Source organism: Bacillus cereus group sp. BfR-BA-01316, assembly GCF_022664195.1.
In the GTDB taxonomy this organism is placed as follows: Bacteria; Bacillota; Bacilli; order Bacillales; family Bacillaceae_G; genus Bacillus_A.
Genome location: NZ_JAKUGX010000004.1, coordinates 16,909 through 36,417, shown reverse-complemented (window position 1 = coordinate 36,417; position 19,509 = coordinate 16,909). Strand labels below are relative to the sequence as shown.

The window sequence follows — 19,509 nt, the reverse complement described above, 5'->3', positions numbered from 1 at the left end:
GACAAATCCTACAAAAAATATAGTGATATTTATAAGAGAATGACAAAAGAAAAAGGAGCTTTTCTTTTAATTCGAAAAGCTCCTCTTTTTTAATGTGAAGAAGCATCACTAATACCATGACCAGTATTAGATTTCACAAGAATTTCATCAAACTTCGCTGCATCTTCTTTCTTACTTGAGAAAACAGTTCCTAAATATGCTGCAAGGAATCCAAGCGGAATAGAAACAATTCCAGGTGTCGTATATGGGAATATCGCCTCTCCAACAAATATAGCTTTCCCTGCCACAGGATTCCAAACGTTTGGACTTAACGCAACAAGAACGATTGCTGATACAAGACCAACGATCATTCCACAAATTGCACCCGTTGTATTAAAGCGTTTCCAATATATTGTAAATAATATAACTGGTAAATTTGCACTCGCTGCAACTGCAAATGCTAGTGATACTAAAAATGCTACGTTTAATGTTTGAGCAAATAAAGCAAGTATAATAGATACTATCGCCACTCCAATAGACGCATAACGAGCCATTGACACTTGCTCTTTTTCCGTTGATTTTCCTTTTCGAATAATCTCGTTATAAAAATCATGAGCAAATGCGGAAGCCGCTGTTAATACAAGACCTGCTACTACAGCTAAAATTGTTGCAAAAGCAATCGCAGATACGAATGCGAATAAGAAATCTCCACCTAATGCTTTAGCTAATAAAGGTGCTGCCATATTACCGGCTGGATTTGCTTGAATAATTGCCTCATTCCCTACAAACGCCGCCGCACCAAACCCTAAGAAAATCGTCATAATATAAAATGCACCAATTAACCACGTAGCGTACACAACTGATTGACGTGCAGTTTTTGCATCACGTACTGTGAAAAAACGGACAAGAATATGCGGTAATCCTGCCGTACCAAGAACTAGTCCTAAATTTAAAGAAAGTGTATCAAGACCATCTTTATACTTTACTCCTGGATTTAAAAACGAATCTTTTAATGGAGTAGCAGTTTTCATTTGAGCGAACATTTCAGTCACACTGAAATTAAATTTGGAGAAAACGATAACAGAAATAATAAATGTCCCTGCCATAAGTAGTACAGCCTTTACAATTTGTACCCAACTTGTAGCAGTCATACCACCAAAAATAACGTACACTGTCATAAGTGTACCAACGATTAATACGGATGTCGTATATTCAATTCCTAATAATAATTTAATAAGTGCACCCGCCCCAACTAATTGTGCAATCATATAAAAAATCGAAATCGTCATCGTATTAAGTGCTGCAATACCGCGAACTTTTTTCGCATCAAAACGCGCCGCAATCATGTCCGCTAACGTATACTTCCCTAAATTTCTAAGCGGTTCTGCAACTAGGTATAATACAACTAAGTAAGCAACTAAGAAACCTATACTATAAAAGAACCCATCAAATCCTGTTAACGCTATCGCTCCGGCTATACCAAGAAATGACGCAGCAGACATGTAATCTCCGGCAATGGCCAGACCATTTTGCCAACCAGTTAATCCCCCTCCAGCCGTATAAAATTCACTCGCATTTTTCGTTTTTTTCGATGCGAAATAAGTTATAACAAGTGTACCAAGGACGATAATTAAAAATAGCGCAAAAGCGGTTGTATTCAAAGTCAGCCCCTCCCTTGTTGCATATCTTGCAGAATTTTTTGCGAGATTTCATCAAAGGATTCTGCTTTTTTGCTATAAATCATACATAATGCCCATGTCATTATAAATTGCGCAAAAGCAAATACCCACGCCCATGTAACATCACCAAATACCGGTGTATTAAGCACCTTTGAATACGATGTTAAAATAGGTAATGTAATAAAAAAACTTAAAAAGAAAATACTCATCGGAATGATAAACTTCTTTTTCGTATTTAATAACAATTGAAACTCTTCAGACTGAACAACTTCTGTATAATTCACCTCATTTTGTAACTTACGTGCTGACGTATCATCTCGTTTCATTCTCTGGTCCCCTCTCTTAACTTAAAATACAATTCCCCCTTGCATACCTAAAAACTAATTTTTATAAATATTCAGAAACTTATTTTCATTTTAGACAATCCGTACATTCCTGCAAAGATTTTTCGATAGACATTTTTCGTCATTTTCTCCTAAATTTTCAATATACTTTTTCAACATAAAATTTGATTGATTCGATTAAACTTTTATTCCCGTTAAAACAGAATAAAGTGAAACTTTAATCAGTGGGGGTTTTACGGGCAGCCCGACTCCCACCTAACTTCCTCGTATTCGCCGAATTTTGAAGTGGGAGTCTTACTGCTCGCAAATAGCGGGATAAAAAAAGTAGTGCTTATCGCACTACTTCTGTCTTTGTCTCCTTTTCTAAATTACGAGCTGTTTCACTTAATTCAACGTCTTTTCCATCTTTAAGCGTTCCAAATATAAAATCGAATACTGGATTTGAAACTCCGAACCAAAACTTTTCATTTTTATAATGGTGTAATATGTGCTGTTTTTTTAGCCATCTTCCAAACTTAGTGAAGGGACGAATCGGTTTATGTGCAATATAATGTTTCCATTCATAAACGAGGAGCATGATAATCATTCCGACTCCAAATGAAAGTGTAACAGTAACACTTTTTGTAATACCATATGATATAAGTAAATAGATAGTAAAGCTAGGTATACTAAACCATGCAGGCAAAAATAAAAGCTTCAAATCATCTGGATATACGTGATGATCATAATGTAATCTTCTTAACATTTTTAATAAAAATGCGTTTTTAGGCGGCTTTAAATGGAATAAAAAACGGTGTGTTATATATTCGTTAAACGTATAAAAAACAATCCCAAACACACACGCTAACATACCGATCCATGTGAAAAATTGCATTTTTAAAATAATAATAAAAATTAATAGAACACTATACATAATAACAATATCATGTTGTAAAAAGAACTCTTTCACCACTCTCTTCATCTTTCTTCCCCCTTTTCCCAAAAAACAGCCGTAACATATTGTTACGACTATTTCTTTTCTATTTTATTCTTATTCTATTCACTTTACAAATTTGCCTGCTGTTCTATTGTCGAGAAAAAAGTGTTCGGACCAAATATATTTTGCTTCGGAATAATGTGTTCTACTGCAAACACTGTTACTTCTCCTCTTTGTACTTCTCCAATAATGAGACCGAATACTTCATGATTTACCGCAAACGTTGGTTGTTTCGTTTGCAGTAACCTTGCTGCATTTTTAAATACCGCTTCATATAGTGGATTCCTATCAGTAATTTCTTTTCGGATTTTTGGTGCTAAAGTGATGATAATTTCTTTTCCGTCAATAGTGGTTCGATACATAAAAATCTCCCCTTCAATCTTATATGAACAACTGTAAAGCTTTGTATGCAAAATGGATAGAATATCCTACTAAAATAATACCTGCTCCGGCTGTAATATAGCCAAGTGCTTTTTTCTTTAATAAAGTTCTTCCAAAATGTACAGAAAAGGCAATATTTAAATTCCACAAAATAATACCAACAATAATGCAAAGACTGTACAAAAAAGCTTCTTGTTTCGTTACCTTTGTAAGCAACGAGCTAAGTGTACTTCCGTATATGCCAAACCAAAAAACGAGATTTAATGGATTGGATATCGCAATTAGAAATCCTGCCATAAAAGATTGTTTAAGTCCACCTATCTCTTCTTGTTTATATTCCATATTAGAGTGAGAAATTCCTTGTTTTACACTTTGAAACCCTAAATAAAACAACAAGAAAAAACCAGCGCAATACATAAAAGCTTGTACATATGTATACATAAACACAGAAGATAAACCGAAATAAATAAGCAGCATAAACAAAATATCAGCAGTCATTCCTCCGATTCCAACAATCCACGCATGCCAAAATCCACGTTCAATTCCCCGTTTTAACATTTCAATATTAATCGGACCTACAGGTGCAGCTAATGAAATACCTAATACTATTTGTTGTATAATTGCTCCAAACACCGCTCTATCCTTTCTACTTCTTTTACTATTAAGTAATGATGCAAATATAGAAAACAGACTAGCTTTCATAAAAATTATTCACTAATACAATACCCTTTTTTATCCAAAATATGCAAAAGAGCCATCCAGTTGATGGCTCTTATTTCTCTACTCTATGATGAAAAGGACATTTACCTTTAATCGGCTCAATATCATCCCCTATGAAATATTGTTTCCATTCACGATGATTAGGATCGCCGTAGTGACTAATGTTAGGGTGCTTCGGCAACTGATCCCACTTTTCAACTCGTTCACGGACCATTTGTCTTGAATACGACCCTTTAGGACGATCTCCTTCTAATCCATCGAAAATAGTTCGTGGCTGGAATCCAATAACGAGAGAATTTCCTAAATGCCTAGTTTTTCTCTGTTTATAAGCTGGCGCATTCCCAAATGCAAATATTGGTTCACCACCAAATGAAAATTCCCATAAATGATGGTCAGGGTCTGCTGGAATTTGCTTCGGCCATGTTTGGTTATCATTTTCATGTAAATACTGTAGTACTTTCCAAAAGTAATCACGGTAATATTCCAATGATTTTTCTTCACATTCTGGTTCCACAAAAAGAAAAAAGCCCCTTCTTACAATCGGCCGCTCTTTCATTAGCTCCAAAAAAGTTAACATTGTATTGGGCAAATGACTCCAATCATTATGAGAGAGAAATGAATAACGAAGTTCATTCTTCTTCAATGCTGTTAAACCGAAATAACACGGGAAGGTTGGTTCTAACACGACACTCGAAAAATCATGAAATTCTTTTGCAACCCAATTCGGTATGTCGACTCTATTTTTCATCCCTTCATTATCTAATAAATAAGACTCATCCATTCTTTCACCTCATTATGTACAGCATTCACTTAAGAATATTACATACTCGGCTTGTCCTATACCTTTTTAAAAATTCGAGAAGAAATTAATTTAAAATGCAAAATTTTCAAAACACTCACTTGACTAAATTCTACCAATTCATGTATATTTAAATTAATCATTTAGCAGAATATTCGAGAATGTAGCATTTTTTATTTATATTATTTTTTAATGAATTTCACTAAATGAAAAAAGGAATCGTTTTTAGGAGGAATTGTGACATGCAAGGAAAAGTAAAATGGTTTAACAATGAAAAAGGTTTTGGATTTATCGAAATGGAAGGCTCTGAAGATGTATTCGTACATTTCTCTGCTATTCAAAGCGACGGTTACAAAGCTTTAGAGGAAGGTCAAGAAGTATCTTTCGACATTACTGAAGGAAACCGTGGACCTCAAGCTGCTAACGTAACAAAACTTTAATCCCACATATGACAGGAGGTTACCTTACTTGGTAACCTCCTTTGTTATTCCTTTGTATATTTCCGTTTTACAGAGCAAAAACTATGTGAAATGCACAAAATACAAAGGAGGCAATAACAATGGGGTCACATGTAAATGATTTTGAAGAAGTAAAATTCCGTGTAGAAACTGCACAAAAAATGGTAGGTTCTGCAACAATTTCAATGGATCCAGACACATTAGAGCATGCCACTACTGCAGTAGAATCGGCTCGTTCTCAGCTTGAAATCATGAAATCCGTTGCAACGGATTTAGATGAGCCATTTCTAATGAATGAAGAAAAAAAATTAAGTAAGTGCGAGCATCAATTACACGAAGCGAAGCACTAAAAAACATCCAGAGAAAATTCTCTGGATGTTTTTTTATGACAATTGCTCCCCATACTTTTTCAACTTCTCTCCAACCGTACATTGCCGTATACAAAAAGAATGGGCATAGTATTTACTATGATTTTTCCGATTATGTTCCTGCAGGAAACACCCTCCGCAATACGTTTCTAATAAGTCATTTACCTCTGTAATGAGTTGCTTCTTCTTCACGTGTGCACCTCTCTATTCGGTTATTTCTTTATGACTATCAATCGTCGTCCCTTCTAATGCTTGCGCTGCTAATTGATGTGCCTCTTTATTTTGCTTTCTAGATATCGGTTCACAAACAAGTTTTAATTTCATTTGCTTCGCTTTTTGTTCAATTTGGTCTAAGTAATGATTTAAATGTTCATCATAGCAAGGCCATTCACCAGCTAATTGCTGCAGTACAACTTGAGAATCTCCACGAAGTGTAACTGCTTCATATTTAATTCCTAATTCCTCGAGTGTATTCATCCCGTATAATAATGCTGCGTACTCCGCTTCGTTATTATCATATATGCCTTCTATGTATGCATTGCGACGAACTCGATAATTTGTATTTCCTTTTTTGTAGTATACACATATGCCAACCCCAGCTTCTTTCGTCTGCACATCATAACCACCATCAAAATAAACTTGAATTTCTTGAGGATCTTCCTCCACTTGCTTACTCAGTTTTTTCATTTCTTTTAATGACCATTCCGCGTCCATTTCATCGTAAAATAAAAGTTCTTTCACCCTACCTGTTTTCTCAAAATCCTCCGCAAATTGAAGCACTTCTTCTATGTTCATATAATCTGTTGTTAATTCAGTTTGTAAACCACGCTTCGTTTTATACAACCAATGTATTTTATATTTCATACTAGATTCCCCTTTTATAAGACTTCTTATATTTATTTTATTATATTTTATCAAGAGTCACAGCATTATATTCAATATAATCACATACAAAAAGAGCCATCCTATATAAGGACGGCTCTTTCATCTATTACATAAATCTTTCAAATTGTACTCGCTTATTAATCCAGTACATTACAGGCATACCAATTGCCATTACAACAAATTCACCAACTGCACAAGTTAGCCATGTCAATAAAAATGGCAGATCAAACGCAAGATGAAGTTCAATTGCTATCATAAACATTGTAATTGTAAAAATAACTGTATTAAAAATCATACGAGCCCAAACACCTTTAATGAAGCGCATAGAAATAATAGTTGCAAGTAGTGCAAGAATTGATTGCCCTACTCCAAATACTAAATCATAAGCGATCATAGGTGAGAAAAAGAGATTCGTTAAAAATACACCTAATACAATCCCGTAAATTGCTTTCTTATTGAATACAACGAGATGATTAAACATCTCTGAAATACGAAACTGTACACTCGTAAAGCCAAATGGCTGAATAAGCATAGAAACAGCAATATATAATGCCGCTAAAATACCATTACCGACTAATGTTCTTATATTCATGACAAAATCTCCTTAGTTTTTTTACGTGGGATGGTTTCGAACCACGTTATTCGTTTTTAAGCAACAAGATTATATTTTACGCAATAGGTGCTCTTTCGTCAATAGATTCCTATCATTTACTACCTTTTTTCTTTTAGACAACGTATAATAAAGTGAAACTTTAATCAGCGGGGGTTTTGTCCATCCCCCACTGATTATTAGCCCGCACCAATCGGGTTTTTACGGACCGTTAATACGGGATAAAACATATGAAAGATTTAGGAGGTTTCACTTCATGACAGCAACAATTCAAAATGAAAAAGTGATCGTTTCCATCTCTGACAAAGGTGCAGAATTACAAAGCGTTCGCTTAAAAGAAGACAATACAGAATATTTATGGCAAGGTGATTCTACTTATTGGGGACGTCGTGCACCAATCTTGTTTCCAATCGTCGGTCGATTAGTAGAAAATACATACTACGTAGAAGGTAAACCTTATTCATTAACACAGCATGGTTTTGCCCGTGATCTTTCGTTCTCTGTTAAAGAACAAAGTGAAACAAAAATCACTTATGTCGTTACTAGTAATGAAGAGACGTTACAAAAATATCCATATGAATTTGAATTACTCGTTTCTTATGAAGTAGACGAACAAAATATACATGTTACATATGAAGTAAACAATCCTTCTTCAAAAGAGATGTTCTTTTCAATCGGAGCACATCCTGGATTCAACTGTCCTTTATTAGAAGGTGAATCATTTGCAGATTATCATCTATCATTTAACGGATCTGAACGTTTAGAAACTAGCATATTAGAAGGTCCTTTTCTTTCAAATGAAAAGCAACTAATCGCTGAAAATACGAAAGAATTGCCACTTACATATGATTTGTTCAAAAATGACGCGCTTATTTTTGAACATATGAATACGAATGAAATTTCTATTCGCTCACATAAACATAATAAATTTGTAAAAGTAGCATTTGATGGGTTCCCATTTGTCGGCGTATGGACACCAGGAGATAACGCACCTTTCTTATGTATTGAACCTTGGTACGGAATTGCTGATGAAGTAAAGCAAACAAAAGATTTTAAAGAAAAAAAAGGAATTCAATCGTTACAAGCGAATGAAACATTTACATGTCGTTATAGCATTACAATTGGATAAAGTGAAACTTTAATCAGTGGGGGGGGTTCATCCCCCACTGATTATTAGCCCACACCAATCGGGCGTTTACGGGCAGTAAGACTCCCACAAATAGCGGGATAAGTACTCTATCCCCTACTTCTAAAAAAATTTTCAAGTAGGGGATAACCTTATAACTGGAGGTTTCTCATTTTGATTGAAGTATATATCGATGGTGCATCAAAAGGAAATCCTGGACCTTCTGGTGCCGGGGTTTTTATTAAAGGGGTACAGCCACCTGTACAATTGTCATTACCACTTGGGACAATGTCAAACCATGAAGCAGAATACCACGCTTTACTTGCAGCATTAAAGTATTGCGCAGCGCATAATTATAGCATTGTATCTTTTCGTACAGATTCTCAACTTGTTGAGCGGGCTGTTGAAAAAGAATACGCAAAAAATAAAATGTTTGCACCGCTTCTAGAAGAAGCACTGCAGTACATAAAAAATTTCGATCTCTTTTTTATTAAGTGGATTCCAAGTAGTCAAAATAAAGTCGCTGATGAATTAGCTAGAAAAGCTATTTCACAAAATTAACGGGGGTATGAGTGTGAAAAAAGGGTGGATTGCTCCTCTCGCATTATTATTCGTCTCTTTTATTTGGGGAGCTACGTTTGTTGTCGTTCAAAATGCTATGTCTTTTATTGGACCATTTACTTTTAATGCTATTCGCTTTTTATTCGCTGGAATTATTTTATTATTCGTTCAAATGATTTTCTCACAAAAAACTTCAAAACAAGATATAAAACAGAGTAGTCTCGCTGGATTGATTGTTGGATTCTTTTTATGTATTGGCTATTTATTACAAACATTCGGCTTACTTTATACAACCTCTTCAAAAGCTGGTTTCTTAACAGGGCTTAGTATCATTATGGTCCCAATCTTGTCTTTTATCTTTTTAAAACAGCGAGCTACAATTTTCATTGCACTTGGTATTACTGTAGCAACAGCAGGTTTATATTTATTAACAGCTGGTGATTCTTTTCAATTAAACATTGGAGATATACTCGTTCTCGGTTGCGCTGTCGCTTTCGCTGCCCATATTCTTGTTAACGGTTTCTTTTCTAAGAAAATATCACCTTTATTACTAAGCACTTCTCAAGTATTAGCTGTCGGTATATTTTCTTCTATTTGCGCTTTTTTGTTTGAAGATTGGGGAAAATTACTTTCAGTATCACTATGGACAAATCATTCCTTTTTATTCGCTCTATTTCTAACTTCCCTGTTTGCGACATCAATTGCCTTTTTCATTCAAACATCTGCACAAAAACACACTTCTCCAACGAGAGTAGCCATTATTTTCGCAATGGAGCCTGTTTTTGCAGCATTAACAGGCGTTCTAGTAGCAAATGAACAGCTTTCTATTTCTGCTGTTATTGGATGTCTATGTATTTTCCTAGGTATGATTTTTGTTGAATTACCTTCAAAAACAAAAAAAGAAGCGCGGGCTGCGTGAAGTTACGCTTGTAACTTCCGCATAAAAGCCTTAGCGCTTTTTTTATCTGTAATTTCTTCTTCTTTCAATCGTTCTAATAACGCAACAAAATAACTGCCATCAAACTGTAACTGATGTTTAATCGTCGCTTCTATTGCTGCGTTCACAATTCCATCAGATGCACCAGTATATCCTTGTCCAAACATAATAAACCCGTGTGCTTCCTCTGATAATTTAAATCCTTTCGTATGTAAGAATGAAAGATAATCTTCTACTGTTTGCATGATATTCCCACCTACTCAAAAATTCTCCACTTCCTATCATACATGTTTTTATACTCTATGAGAATGAAATTTCTTTGACAACTTTGTAAATCGCTCGTCTACTTCACTAATGATAGAGGATTCTCATACACTATTACGGAATATATAAAGTGAAAATTATTCTGTATTAAAGGGGAGAAACAATGAAACAAGCTCTATTAATTATTGATGCTCAACAAGAACTAATTGATGGAAATGAACAAGAAAATGAAGTTTTCCGTAAAACCGAGCTATTAGCTACACTAAATATCGCTGTACAGCAAGCAATTGATTCAAATGCCCTTATTGTTTTCGTAAGAGATACTGATGTTGCTTCTGGTAAAGGGGAAGGATTTGAAGTACATAAGCAAATTAACATCCCTCAATCTGCAATCCTTATTAATAAAGCCGCAACAAATTCATTCTATGGTACTTCTTTACTTGAACTTTTAAAAGAAGAGAAGATTAATCATCTCGTTATAGGTGGATGTAAAACAGAACATTGCATTGACACCGCTGTTAGAACAGCTACTGTACAAGGTTTTGATGTTACATTAATTAAAAATGGCCATTCAACAACTGATTCTAACGTATTGTCTGCGCAGCAAATTATCGAGCACCATAATAAAACTTTACATGGTCATTATAACGTTGATCATTTTTCTATGGTGAGAGATATCGAGGAAGATCTCTTTCAACCGACTCATGACCAATATCGTGATTAAATTAACTATAAAAAAGAATCCTTTTCACGAAAGGATTCTTTTTTATCCAAAAATTTGTGCCGCAATACTATAGAGCCCATTATTCCTTTTTAATAATTGATCACTATTTTTCATCATTATTGGCGGTTTATTAACCTTTTGAAAACCAGTAATCTCTAATTCTTGCATGAAATCTTTCTTTCCTTCTGGTACATCAATTCTTAATTTTCCATTATGCCCTTTTGCTAAAGAATGTACAATTTCCATTGCCATTGTGTCATTTTTAGCAACGACTGGTCCTATTATTTTATTTTCTGGCGTTTGTATACTCATTCCATAGCCTAATATATTTTGTTTTGTATCCCTTATAAGGATACATTGTTCACTTTGCATAATTCTGCGCTTTAAAAACTCTTTTCGACTTGTCCCAAATGCATCTTCATCTATTTTTATTATTTTTTCTAAATCACACTCTTCATAATTCAAGATATACTCTTCATTTCCTACACATTTATAATTCGCATTATACGAGTTGCATATGTATTTAGAAACATAGCTCACAACCCTAAATCCTAATTTTTCATATAAAGGCTTCCCCTCATCCGTAGCAATAAGCATAATTGGAGTTTGAGATGATACAATCTTCATACATGAATCCGTTATCGCCTTTCCAATCCCTCTCCCTTTATAATCTGGATGTACAATCACCATTCCGATAGACGCTAATGTCTCCCCATATAATATAATTGCTGCACTAGCGATTACTTCTCCCTTTTCATTCCGCATGCCATATACGATACCTGAACTTAAAATGGTGTTGATTTCTCCTAAACTATAATCCCAGCCTATCCTTTCCGATAGACTAATAAGACATGATATATTATTTTCTCCAAGCCTCTCTACTACATTCACACAGTAGCTCCCCCTTCTTTGTCCCTTCTCACTACACTATAACACCCCTTCACTTTGTGAAGGGGTGTTATAAATCAATCTTCATTCAATTATTAGAACCACTATATGCTACATGTCGTTTCTCAATTCGTTCTTCTATCTCTTTCATATTCTCTTTATTACTTAATAATGATTGTTTATTTTCAATTAATAATTGTTTAAATGATTTTCTCACTTTTTTTCGCATTTTCATTTTCCTCCTTGGGGGATGGTTTATATAAAAGATAAGGAATTATCTGCGTGTTCTTATAATAATTGATTGTTGTGAAATCTATTTGAACTTCATATGAAAATCCCGTTTATTTTCTGACAACTTTGTGAACAAAAAAGAAAGGCCGATTAAAAATATTTAATCGACCTTTCTACTTCTTACAACATATTTATTAATATTTCAGGTCTTCCCCAATTCATTTCTTCACAAACGAATCTAAGTTTTTCTTCATCCATTGTGTGTAACCCTTCTTCTAATGAACATGAGATTGGAACTTCACAGTGAATTTGTGCTAATTGTAATGAAATATTTAAGTTCTCTAAATCACTTTCAATCTTTGTGCGCTGCGCTTTTGTTAATGATGCTATATTTTCTAGTACAGCCGATACTGTTCCATATTCTTGAATAAGCTTATACGCTGTTTTTTCACCAATACCTTTTACACCCGGATAATTATCACTTGTATCTCCCATGAAAGCTTTCGCATGCACGATTTGCCAAGGTTCTACACCTTTCTCTTCCATGATTTTTTCCGGTGTGTAATACTCGTAATTTCCAATTCCTTTACGAAGAAGCATAACTGTAACATTCGTATCAACAAGTTGAAGTAAATCTGTATCACCTGTCAAAATATAAACTTCCGCTTCATTGCAATATTGTTTTGCAAGCGTACCGATACAATCATCCGCTTCATAACCTTTCATACCGATTACAGGCATAGATAATTTCGCAGTTATTTCTTGCACTAAATCAAATTGCGGAATTAATTCTTCCGGCGGTGCTGCACGATTTGCTTTATAATTCGAGAAAGATTCCGTTCTAAATGTCGTACTTCCCATATCCCAGCACGTTACAATGTGCGTTGGTTCGATTGCTTGTGTTGCTGTTAATAAATGCTTCATATAACCATGAATCCCATTCGTCGGGGTACCATCTTGTCGTTTCATAAATTGTCCATATACACTTGTTGCGTAAAAAGCACGAAATAATAGTGCCATACCATCAACTAATAATACTTTTTTCATAATTCCTCTCCTACTAACAAAAAATAATAACCTCACGTTATCACGTAAGGTTATATATAGATTACCATTCTACGTTTTTGTTCAACTTTGTCTATTATACATTGTTTTTGTATATTTAGCATCATTAACACATTAAGACATTCTACCGCAACAAGTATGAAGTATTCCTGAATACGTATTTTTACCTGTCGAAACAACTACAGCCTTTGCATTTCCGCCAACAATATACGTACCTTTGAAACATACATTTTCAAGTTCAAGTGGATTATAGTCTTTCATCCGTTTTAATGGAATAAATCGTTTACGTTCAAGATGGTAGCAACTTTCAAATTTCTCAATACTAGCATCGTTTCCTGTCAGCATAGATTCATTTACTAATAAACCATTTGCATAAGTAATACGTACATCTGCTGGCACTGTATCGCCCTCTGAAAGAAAAATCATATCTCCAGGTACAAGCTCTTGTACTGGTAATTTCATCATTTTCAGTTCACTGTTTAGCCCTGTTACGCTACAACCAGCTACTCTAGAAACAGTAACTGTTTCACATTGTAATTCATCACGCACATTTTGTTTTGAAAGACCTGGGATCATTCCACTTAGCTTCATCATTACTTCCGCAATACGCACTCTTTTTGAAGTTAATTCATTTCGGCCATATACTTGAATACGCTTTTGTGCCTCTTTCATAGATAGTCCGTCTCTTGTTGTTTTAAAATACGCAAATACAGATTTTACATCTCTTGTTGCGATTTCAATTAATAGATCTTTATTTTTTTGAAGCATTGTTTGTTCTTTCATTGCTTTTTTACTTAATTTATACGGAGTGTTACCCACACTTTTATTTACATATAACATATTATCGTCTCCTCCTTTACAACATAGGAAGAAACGCTTTGTTTCTCAATTTATCCACTTCACCGTGAAAGTGTCTAGCGCTTAAATACTCGAATAAACGCTACATTATGATAAATATAGAGGGAGGAACAAGTCGTTTCCTGCCTACATCATATATTTTTGATTTGAAGTATATGGGTAACGGAACCGAGTCAGAATTTGACATGCTCCTCACCTCCTCTTTAATTTTTTAGTTATAATCTATACTATGAAATTACTCATAGCTTGCTAACAAAAAAGACCCTTACTCATAAGAGAGCAAAGGTCATTGCATACACAAATAAGCGATTCCTAATATAATACAATTAGAAATCTACGGACCTCTCCCTCGCCGAGTTTTAGCACTGTATAGCATAGGTTCATTACCAGCTACGTTAAGAAAAACCTTAATTCGATCATTCCTGTTGACCCATTGGCGTCTCTCGACATTTTTGGGCAGTAGCATTTCTCTATACAGGAGCCTCACCTAACAGAGACTTATTTTAATTACATAGAAAATGTTACTCTTATTTAAAATAGATGTCAACACTTTGTATGGAAACTTTTCCTTATTACAACAACTATCTCGAGTTTAGTACACTAATACGCATCCTGCTCAGCGTTCGGCTACATAAATTAATTGAACACATATTGCAAAAAATTAGCACATGAAAAATAAAACCCTTACGTTAAAATGTAAGGGTTTTAATATGTTACACAACCAGCAATTACAATTCCGATGGAAAGTGATAAAAACATAAAGAAAAGACCAACTGCTTGATTATCTTCTTCAAGGCTTTTATTAATATTAAAACGTGGTGTAAGCCATTCCGCTAAATAAAAGACAATAATTTGAGCTAATATCCCAACAGCTCCCCATGAAACCATATCAAGAATTGAAATAGAATTAGCAGCCGTTGAATATAAAACGATAGCAAGACCAAGTAGTCTTCCTCCAAGTACATAGCTTACCGCTTTATTCCCTTGAGCCATTAACTTAAATTCCTTAACTTTCGTTGTCACTTCCATAAGAAAAAGACCGATACACAAAAGTGCAAGTGATACTGCTAAATATAGTAAAAAATTAATCATTTATTTTCCTCCTTCTTAATACCTACCGGTAAATAATATGATTCATTTCCCGTAATTTTTTCTCCAGCACGTATACCGATGCTGCTCGCTTTTCCAGCAATTAAAAACGCCCCAAACACGTACGACAGCTTCTCAATTCCTTTTTCAGTCTCCAAAAATAAAACTGGAAGCTCTGTATATTTCTGGAATATGGGAAGTGACGATTTATACGTTTCATGTGCATTTCGAATCATAACGTTTGTATCCTTATCACGAATCGTAATCGTGTCACCTTCTCTACCGAACGAAGGTTTTTGAACGAAAGGACTTTTCCCAAAAAATAAATCTGGCTCTAAATATGTAGGAAGCATATATTCTTTAATCCACTTTTGTTCCTCACTTGTGTAAAAAGCACCTTCTTCTGCTAATCCCCAAATAAGACATTGAATTGATTTTGGCTGAAGTAAAAAGGACGACAAAGGATTTATAATAAAAAGCTTTCCTTCTTTTACAAGTTGCAAGAGTTCCACTCCCACCAAATCCCCCGTTTCGGGATCTTGATCTTCAATCAAGTCTTCGATTGGATATGTTTGGCGATACAAAATATCAATTGGTACACCATCTCTATCTACTAAAGCATCGGCTGTAATTCTAAGTTCTGCCATTGGCATCACTTTATTTTCAACATGACATAGTTGGCTCAAATACATAGTCGTATTCCAATCTTCTATATGTTCATGATGAGCTGTGAAAACAACATTTGGATCTTCCATTCCTTTTGCAAACTCCATTACGGCTTTTGTAATACCAGAAGAAAGTAACCGCTCTTGATTTGTATTTGGATCATCATAGTCAAGTTCTTCACAAACTTTTCCATTCATTTGAAAGCATTCCACAATAAAAGTTGGCGTGTCACTATTAAACTCAAGCATTTTAATACGATTATCATCTGTTAAAGCAAAATCAAATCGTGAAATAACAGATTCAGGATACATTCCTTTCAGTCTAATAAAAGGCAAACTTGCAGTTGGAAAACCGAGTTCAAGAAGCTGTTCATTAGATAAATTCCGAAGAAGTCTAGCAGTCTTAAAAAATATTTTCCCCATTCGTACAGTTGCTAATTGCAATTGTTTCATCGTTTGCTCTGTTATTGGGAAAACATGAAACAAACTATACTCACATTCATATAAATTCGACCAGAAATGCGGATAATTCGAATAAAATTCTTTTCGTTTCTTTATGTATTGCGACATATTTTAACCTCCAAATCCACCTTTTGAACCGCTTCCAATTCCACCTTTAAATTCGGCCGAAGATTGATAAGTTTTAAACTCTGATGAATTTTTGAAGGTGGATTTATTTTGATAGTATTTACCACCATAAAAGTAATGTCCACGATAACCTGAACTACTATCATCACACTGCCAAACGCCAAGTTCATCATCCCAATCCCAATCAGAACAACTATTATCATTCGGTTCGGGGGGAATATCTTGCGCACAGCCAAATAAAGTGCCCGTCATTAAAGATGTCAGGACACCACCTACTAGCCATTTCGTTTTTGTCACCTTTGCACTCCCCTTTTCCAATTATATTTCTATTATATAAGATGTCATGATAAAGTAGAAGAAAAAGGAAGAAGAGGGATAAAATGCGATTGGAATACCGGCTCAATGATGAAACTAACGGGTATCCGGCTTTATGGAACTACGCAAATATTTCTAATTCTGAAATTGTCGCGCGCATGACTTGTGAATATTTTATAAAAGATGGAAATACATATGTCGTTACTGCAACTTCAGTAGATCCAGACGGGACAGCAGTGTTATATATACAAAAAGAAGTTTTTTTCAACGACCCTTCAGATCCTACATACTCGCACATAGGTTTTGAAATTAGAGAACTAAAGGAAGCAAGCTCAATTATGATAGAAAGTAAAGATGTGTGGAATTACGAGGACATCTTACCCTCTCTCCATTCAGATATTATATATATTCAACGGGATGGAATACATTTGGAATTCACCCTAGATTCAAGAGAAATTGATGAAGACCGCAAGTGCTATATTTATTATGGGAACTTTACAGGTAAATCGAGATAACATGAGCATATTTATTCAACAAAAAAACCTTACGTATAAAACGTAAGGTTTTTTATATAGTCCCACATATGCCGTTATCTATAGATGTCCATAAACCTGCTCTCACAGGTGGATGTTCTCACAAATGTTTGTAACTTCCTTCTTAAAAAGATGGCCTGCTATCTACATCTAAATATTGAACTTCCATATTATACTTATTGGTTTAAGACATACACAAGCTACGTACACCGTAGGAATTTTATATACTGTTAGTTGAAATAAGACCCCCGCAAGTGCCGTCCCTCGTAAATGTCCAAAAACCCGCTACTCGCAGGTGGATGCCCTCACAGTTACCGTATATCTTCCTCCACAAGGAAGGCTTGATAATGGTCACTAAATATTGAGCTTCCGTAAAACTAACATCGGTTTTAGACATAAATAAGTTACGCACACCGCAGGATGTATTATTTACTTGTCGTTATATTATCACATTGTTTCCAATGTGTAAAATATAATATTTTTGAAGCAATCTCTTGCTTGTGACCTTATTTTAATACAAATTATTTTTGCATGCAAGTGATTAATCTTCTTCTTTTGCAATTTGATTTTCTGGATAAGAAATCCAATCACTCCAGCTACCTGTATACAATTTAACATTTTGAAAACCAGCTAATTTTAATGCAACTATGTTCGGACACGCTGTAACACCAGAACCACAATATACGATTGTTTCCTTCTCTTTATCAAGATTTTGGAAACGCCCTTGCTGTTCCTCTTCGTTTTTAAAGTGTCCCGATTCTAAAATTCCATCTTTCCAAAAATAGTTTACTGCCGTCGGAATATGCCCTGCCTTTGAATCAACGAGTTCTTCCGCACCAGCATAACGTTTTGGTTCCCTAGAATCAATTAATGTCATATGTGCATCTGCACCAATTTTCCCTCTCACATCTTCCATCGTTACAAGCATACTTTCTTGTATTTCCGGTATAAAAGGTTTTCGTGCAATAGCTGGGATATTCGACGTTGTTTGTAATCCATTCTCTTTCCAAGCTGGAAATCCACCGTCTAATATATACACTTTCTCATGTCCTACATAGTTTAATAACCACCATAAACGAGAAGCCATTGCACCAGCTTGACTATCATACGCAATTACTGTCGTATGTTCATCAATTCCAGCTTGTGAAAGCTTGTCTGCAAACTGCTCTATACTTGGTAATGGATGGCGACCACCATGTTCTATTACAGAACTTGATAAATCTAAATTTAAATCAAAATATAACGCATGAGGAATATGTTCTTCCTCATACTTCTCTTTACCCCAATTTGGATTCGCTAAATCAAAACGACAATCGACTATACGGACATGTTCATCTTCTAAATGCTCACGCAACCATTCGACTGTAACAATCATCCTTAACGCCCTTCTTTCTCGTGCACGCGACCTACATACTCCATAACCATATCTGTTGTAACAAGTTTACGCTGCGGCGCAACGCCGCGTTTTGCAAGGTCATTAATTTGCTGTGTTACCATATTAATTGCATCAACTGAGAAATGTTTTCCATTTGATGCAAGTGCGATCGTAGCCTCAATCGCTGCTTCGCGTTGCGCATCTAATTGTAAAAATATTTTTACAATCTCATTTTGTTTACGAGAATGTGCTGTAATTGCTTTATGTACTTCCATCTTCTCTTCCCCCTAAATAATTTATACTTATTTGTTTAATTCCATTGCAAGCCGAATCATATCACGACATACAATTCCATTTTCAATAATCTCTTCTTCATAATGCTTCGAAAAGTAATCAAAATCAATAGAAAAAATCCGAAATCCACATTTTTGATATAACGCAAGTTGTGAAACGCTAGAATTACCTGTACCAACTTCAAGCTTGTACATATTATATTCTTTAGCTGTTTCTATTGCATGCAACAATAACTTCTTACCAATACCTTTTCCTTGCATATGTTCTACAATCGCAATATTCATAATTTCCATCGTCTTTGGTCTTGTTTCCAAAAGCACATAGACACCGATAACTCTTTCTTCTTGTTTAGCTACATACATAAGTCCTCTTTGTACATATGCATTAATTTGACTTTCACTTGGATCAGCAAGAAGCAATATAGATTTCGGTATAGCTTCTTTCGAAATCCGCTCTATTACAACAGACATAAAAATTCCTCCTTCTCTATTGTTCTAAACCCCCCTTGTCTACCATAGATAATAGAAAGGAGGGATTCACCATGGACAACAATGAGAAAAAATGCAACGTCATCTCTATTGATGGAAAGAAAAAGAAGAGCGACACATATTCCTATCCAAAATTAGTAGTAGAAAACAAAACGTATGAGTTCTCTTCATTCGTCTTATGCGGTGAAACACCAGACGGCAGACGCTTAGTTCTTACCCATATGATTTCTACTGATGAGTTTGCAGGTTTTGTAAAATCTTTAGATACTGTACTACAAAAGAAAATTGAACGAATCTTTTTTTCATAAC

The 19,509-nt window shown here is 34.9% G+C and carries 28 protein-coding genes, 2 other RNA genes and 2 riboswitches; of the genes, 8 read left to right on the top strand and 22 right to left on the bottom strand.

Translation table 11 applies throughout. From position 1 onward, the window contains the following. Positions 1-89 precede the first annotated feature (89 nt). From MR071_RS04755 to MR071_RS04730, 6 genes are all read right to left on the bottom strand, one after another. The gene (locus MR071_RS04755; protein WP_242235233.1) at positions 90-1,640 is read right to left on the bottom strand and encodes a solute symporter family protein; all 1,551 of its coding nucleotides are present in this window, start codon (positions 1,638-1,640) and stop codon (positions 90-92) included. Positions 1,641-1,642: 2 nt separating this feature from the next. After that, a complete protein-coding gene (locus tag MR071_RS04750; RefSeq protein ID WP_105583951.1) occupies positions 1,643-1,984 on the bottom strand; it encodes a DUF485 domain-containing protein in 342 nt (113 codons plus the stop codon). Between the two features lie 349 nt (positions 1,985-2,333). Continuing rightward, positions 2,334-2,963 carry a sterol desaturase family protein gene (locus MR071_RS04745; RefSeq protein ID WP_105583952.1) on the bottom strand — a complete coding sequence of 210 codons (630 nt, stop codon included), beginning with the start codon at positions 2,961-2,963 and terminating at the stop codon, positions 2,334-2,336. Between the two features lie 83 nt (positions 2,964-3,046). Beyond that, on the bottom strand, positions 3,047-3,340 hold the full coding sequence (locus MR071_RS04740) for a hypothetical protein (RefSeq protein WP_002011898.1): 294 nt from the start codon (positions 3,338-3,340) through the stop codon (positions 3,047-3,049). A gap of 19 nt (positions 3,341-3,359) precedes the next feature. Further along, a complete protein-coding gene (locus tag MR071_RS04735) occupies positions 3,360-3,992 on the bottom strand; it encodes a LysE family transporter (RefSeq protein ID WP_002030886.1) in 633 nt (210 codons plus the stop codon). 139 nt (positions 3,993-4,131) lie between these two features. Continuing rightward, the gene (locus tag MR071_RS04730) at positions 4,132-4,860 is read right to left on the bottom strand and encodes a YqcI/YcgG family protein (protein ID WP_105583953.1); all 729 of its coding nucleotides are present in this window, start codon (positions 4,858-4,860) and stop codon (positions 4,132-4,134) included. A 260-nt stretch (positions 4,861-5,120) separates the two neighbouring features. Between MR071_RS04730 and cspB the strand changes: the two genes are divergently transcribed. Beyond that, positions 5,121-5,318 carry a cold shock-like protein CspB gene (cspB, locus tag MR071_RS04725; protein ID WP_105583954.1) on the top strand — a complete coding sequence of 66 codons (198 nt, stop codon included), beginning with the start codon at positions 5,121-5,123 and terminating at the stop codon, positions 5,316-5,318. A gap of 119 nt (positions 5,319-5,437) precedes the next feature. After that, positions 5,438-5,686: a DUF2564 family protein gene (locus tag MR071_RS04720; RefSeq protein ID WP_002011905.1), complete on the top strand. Its 249-nt coding sequence runs from the start codon at positions 5,438-5,440 to the stop codon at positions 5,684-5,686. Positions 5,687-5,719: 33 nt separating this feature from the next. Here the strand turns inward: MR071_RS04720 and MR071_RS04715 are convergent, their stop codons facing one another. The 3 genes from MR071_RS04715 to MR071_RS04705 form a co-directional block, all read right to left on the bottom strand. Then, complete coding sequence (locus tag MR071_RS04715) at positions 5,720-5,896, bottom strand: zinc-finger domain-containing protein (RefSeq protein ID WP_002011906.1); 177 nt, start codon at positions 5,894-5,896, stop codon at positions 5,720-5,722. Between the two features lie 12 nt (positions 5,897-5,908). After that, complete coding sequence (locus MR071_RS04710; protein WP_242235232.1) at positions 5,909-6,568, bottom strand: ribonuclease H family protein; 660 nt, start codon at positions 6,566-6,568, stop codon at positions 5,909-5,911. A 127-nt stretch (positions 6,569-6,695) separates the two neighbouring features. Further along, on the bottom strand, positions 6,696-7,181 hold the full coding sequence (locus MR071_RS04705) for a QueT transporter family protein (RefSeq protein WP_105583956.1): 486 nt from the start codon (positions 7,179-7,181) through the stop codon (positions 6,696-6,698). Between the two features lie 6 nt (positions 7,182-7,187). Further along, positions 7,188-7,232, bottom strand: a riboswitch (PreQ1 riboswitch). A gap of 223 nt (positions 7,233-7,455) precedes the next feature. Between MR071_RS04705 and MR071_RS04700 the strand changes: the two genes are divergently transcribed. The 3 genes from MR071_RS04700 to MR071_RS04690 all read left to right on the top strand — a co-directional run bounded on the left by MR071_RS04700 (position 7,456) and on the right by MR071_RS04690 (position 9,805). Next, complete coding sequence (locus tag MR071_RS04700) at positions 7,456-8,328, top strand: aldose 1-epimerase family protein (RefSeq protein WP_105583957.1); 873 nt, start codon at positions 7,456-7,458, stop codon at positions 8,326-8,328. A gap of 171 nt (positions 8,329-8,499) precedes the next feature. Beyond that, a complete protein-coding gene (locus MR071_RS04695; protein ID WP_002149250.1) occupies positions 8,500-8,886 on the top strand; it encodes a reverse transcriptase-like protein in 387 nt (128 codons plus the stop codon). Positions 8,887-8,899: 13 nt separating this feature from the next. Further along, complete coding sequence (locus tag MR071_RS04690; protein WP_242235231.1) at positions 8,900-9,805, top strand: DMT family transporter; 906 nt, start codon at positions 8,900-8,902, stop codon at positions 9,803-9,805. A 2-nt stretch (positions 9,806-9,807) separates the two neighbouring features. Here MR071_RS04690 and MR071_RS04685 read toward each other — a convergent pair whose 3' ends face one another. Next, positions 9,808-10,068 carry a DUF6123 family protein gene (locus MR071_RS04685; protein WP_105583959.1) on the bottom strand — a complete coding sequence of 87 codons (261 nt, stop codon included), beginning with the start codon at positions 10,066-10,068 and terminating at the stop codon, positions 9,808-9,810. 182 nt (positions 10,069-10,250) lie between these two features. Between MR071_RS04685 and MR071_RS04680 the strand changes: the two genes are divergently transcribed. Beyond that, on the top strand, positions 10,251-10,811 hold the full coding sequence (locus tag MR071_RS04680) for a cysteine hydrolase family protein (RefSeq protein ID WP_242235229.1): 561 nt from the start codon (positions 10,251-10,253) through the stop codon (positions 10,809-10,811). A gap of 42 nt (positions 10,812-10,853) precedes the next feature. Here the strand turns inward: MR071_RS04680 and MR071_RS04675 are convergent, their stop codons facing one another. From MR071_RS04675 to MR071_RS04645, 7 genes are all read right to left on the bottom strand, one after another. Then, entirely contained in the window at positions 10,854-11,702 is an 849-nt protein-coding gene (locus MR071_RS04675; RefSeq protein ID WP_242235227.1) for a GNAT family N-acetyltransferase, read from the bottom strand. Positions 11,703-11,787: 85 nt separating this feature from the next. Beyond that, a complete protein-coding gene (locus MR071_RS04670) occupies positions 11,788-11,928 on the bottom strand; it encodes an FbpB family small basic protein (protein ID WP_105583962.1) in 141 nt (46 codons plus the stop codon). A gap of 182 nt (positions 11,929-12,110) precedes the next feature. Next, complete coding sequence (locus tag MR071_RS04665; RefSeq protein ID WP_242235223.1) at positions 12,111-12,977, bottom strand: 5'-3' exonuclease; 867 nt, start codon at positions 12,975-12,977, stop codon at positions 12,111-12,113. A gap of 132 nt (positions 12,978-13,109) precedes the next feature. Next, positions 13,110-13,835, bottom strand: a complete 726-nt coding sequence (locus tag MR071_RS04660; protein WP_242235221.1) for a P-type ATPase actuator domain-containing protein — start codon at positions 13,833-13,835, stop codon at positions 13,110-13,112. A gap of 354 nt (positions 13,836-14,189) precedes the next feature. Then, a riboswitch (M-box (ykoK) riboswitch) is annotated at positions 14,190-14,355 on the bottom strand. Positions 14,356-14,558: 203 nt separating this feature from the next. After that, entirely contained in the window at positions 14,559-14,945 is a 387-nt protein-coding gene (locus MR071_RS04655; protein WP_242235219.1) for a DUF350 domain-containing protein, read from the bottom strand. Beyond that, complete coding sequence (locus tag MR071_RS04650; protein ID WP_242235217.1) at positions 14,942-16,177, bottom strand: glutathionylspermidine synthase family protein; 1,236 nt, start codon at positions 16,175-16,177, stop codon at positions 14,942-14,944. Before MR071_RS04650 ends, MR071_RS04655 begins: the two co-directional genes overlap by 4 nt. Positions 16,178-16,180: 3 nt before the next feature. Next, entirely contained in the window at positions 16,181-16,492 is a 312-nt protein-coding gene (locus MR071_RS04645; RefSeq protein WP_070141568.1) for a hypothetical protein, read from the bottom strand. An 83-nt stretch (positions 16,493-16,575) separates the two neighbouring features. On the opposite strand from MR071_RS04645, the gene MR071_RS04640 reads away from it, so the two are divergent. Further along, positions 16,576-17,025, top strand: coding sequence for a hypothetical protein (locus MR071_RS04640; protein WP_002158539.1), 450 nt, complete (start codon positions 16,576-16,578; stop codon positions 17,023-17,025). A gap of 55 nt (positions 17,026-17,080) precedes the next feature. Here MR071_RS04640 and ssrS (MR071_RS04635) read toward each other — a convergent pair. The 5 genes from ssrS (MR071_RS04635) to MR071_RS04615 form a co-directional block, all read right to left on the bottom strand. After that, a non-coding RNA gene (ssrS, locus tag MR071_RS04635) (6S RNA) lies at positions 17,081-17,264 on the bottom strand. A 21-nt stretch (positions 17,265-17,285) separates the two neighbouring features. Beyond that, positions 17,286-17,468: non-coding RNA, 6S RNA (ssrS, locus tag MR071_RS04630), on the bottom strand. A 116-nt stretch (positions 17,469-17,584) separates the two neighbouring features. Continuing rightward, complete coding sequence (locus tag MR071_RS04625) at positions 17,585-18,418, bottom strand: sulfurtransferase (RefSeq protein WP_242235216.1); 834 nt, start codon at positions 18,416-18,418, stop codon at positions 17,585-17,587. A 2-nt stretch (positions 18,419-18,420) separates the two neighbouring features. After that, the gene (locus tag MR071_RS04620; RefSeq protein ID WP_105583968.1) at positions 18,421-18,693 is read right to left on the bottom strand and encodes a YpbS family protein; all 273 of its coding nucleotides are present in this window, start codon (positions 18,691-18,693) and stop codon (positions 18,421-18,423) included. 27 nt (positions 18,694-18,720) lie between these two features. Further along, positions 18,721-19,182, bottom strand: a complete 462-nt coding sequence (locus MR071_RS04615) for a GNAT family N-acetyltransferase (RefSeq protein WP_242235214.1) — start codon at positions 19,180-19,182, stop codon at positions 18,721-18,723. 71 nt (positions 19,183-19,253) lie between these two features. On the opposite strand from MR071_RS04615, the gene MR071_RS04610 reads away from it, so the two are divergent. Beyond that, entirely contained in the window at positions 19,254-19,508 is a 255-nt protein-coding gene (locus MR071_RS04610) for a DUF3931 domain-containing protein (RefSeq protein ID WP_000369740.1), read from the top strand. Position 19,509 lies beyond the last annotated feature (1 nt).

Excerpts from the sequence above, each read along its gene's own strand:
- MR071_RS04670 (WP_105583962.1), bottom strand. The coding sequence starts at position 11,928 with ATGCGAAAAAAAGTGAGAAAATCATTTAAACAATTATTAATTGAAAAT.
- MR071_RS04750 (WP_105583951.1), bottom strand. The coding sequence starts at position 1,984 with ATGAAACGAGATGATACGTCAGCACGTAAGTTACAAAATGAGGTGAAT.
- MR071_RS04740 (WP_002011898.1), bottom strand. The coding sequence starts at position 3,340 with ATGTATCGAACCACTATTGACGGAAAAGAAATTATCATCACTTTAGCA.
- MR071_RS04610 (WP_000369740.1), top strand. The coding sequence starts at position 19,254 with ATGGACAACAATGAGAAAAAATGCAACGTCATCTCTATTGATGGAAAG.
- MR071_RS04650 (WP_242235217.1), bottom strand. The coding sequence starts at position 16,177 with ATGTCGCAATACATAAAGAAACGAAAAGAATTTTATTCGAATTATCCG.
- MR071_RS04615 (WP_242235214.1), bottom strand. The coding sequence starts at position 19,182 with ATGTCTGTTGTAATAGAGCGGATTTCGAAAGAAGCTATACCGAAATCT.
- MR071_RS04660 (WP_242235221.1), bottom strand. The coding sequence starts at position 13,835 with ATGTTATATGTAAATAAAAGTGTGGGTAACACTCCGTATAAATTAAGT.
- MR071_RS04730 (WP_105583953.1), bottom strand. The coding sequence starts at position 4,860 with ATGGATGAGTCTTATTTATTAGATAATGAAGGGATGAAAAATAGAGTC.
- MR071_RS04710 (WP_242235232.1), bottom strand. The coding sequence starts at position 6,568 with ATGAAATATAAAATACATTGGTTGTATAAAACGAAGCGTGGTTTACAA.
- MR071_RS04625 (WP_242235216.1), bottom strand. The coding sequence starts at position 18,418 with ATGATTGTTACAGTCGAATGGTTGCGTGAGCATTTAGAAGATGAACAT.
- MR071_RS04665 (WP_242235223.1), bottom strand. The coding sequence starts at position 12,977 with ATGAAAAAAGTATTATTAGTTGATGGTATGGCACTATTATTTCGTGCT.
- cspB (WP_105583954.1), top strand. The coding sequence starts at position 5,121 with ATGCAAGGAAAAGTAAAATGGTTTAACAATGAAAAAGGTTTTGGATTT.
- MR071_RS04620 (WP_105583968.1), bottom strand. The coding sequence starts at position 18,693 with ATGGAAGTACATAAAGCAATTACAGCACATTCTCGTAAACAAAATGAG.
- MR071_RS04720 (WP_002011905.1), top strand. The coding sequence starts at position 5,438 with ATGGGGTCACATGTAAATGATTTTGAAGAAGTAAAATTCCGTGTAGAA.
- MR071_RS04655 (WP_242235219.1), bottom strand. The coding sequence starts at position 14,945 with ATGATTAATTTTTTACTATATTTAGCAGTATCACTTGCACTTTTGTGT.
- MR071_RS04745 (WP_105583952.1), bottom strand. The coding sequence starts at position 2,963 with ATGAAGAGAGTGGTGAAAGAGTTCTTTTTACAACATGATATTGTTATT.
- MR071_RS04680 (WP_242235229.1), top strand. The coding sequence starts at position 10,251 with ATGAAACAAGCTCTATTAATTATTGATGCTCAACAAGAACTAATTGAT.
- MR071_RS04685 (WP_105583959.1), bottom strand. The coding sequence starts at position 10,068 with ATGCAAACAGTAGAAGATTATCTTTCATTCTTACATACGAAAGGATTT.
- MR071_RS04700 (WP_105583957.1), top strand. The coding sequence starts at position 7,456 with ATGACAGCAACAATTCAAAATGAAAAAGTGATCGTTTCCATCTCTGAC.
- MR071_RS04640 (WP_002158539.1), top strand. The coding sequence starts at position 16,576 with ATGCGATTGGAATACCGGCTCAATGATGAAACTAACGGGTATCCGGCT.
- MR071_RS04705 (WP_105583956.1), bottom strand. The coding sequence starts at position 7,181 with ATGAATATAAGAACATTAGTCGGTAATGGTATTTTAGCGGCATTATAT.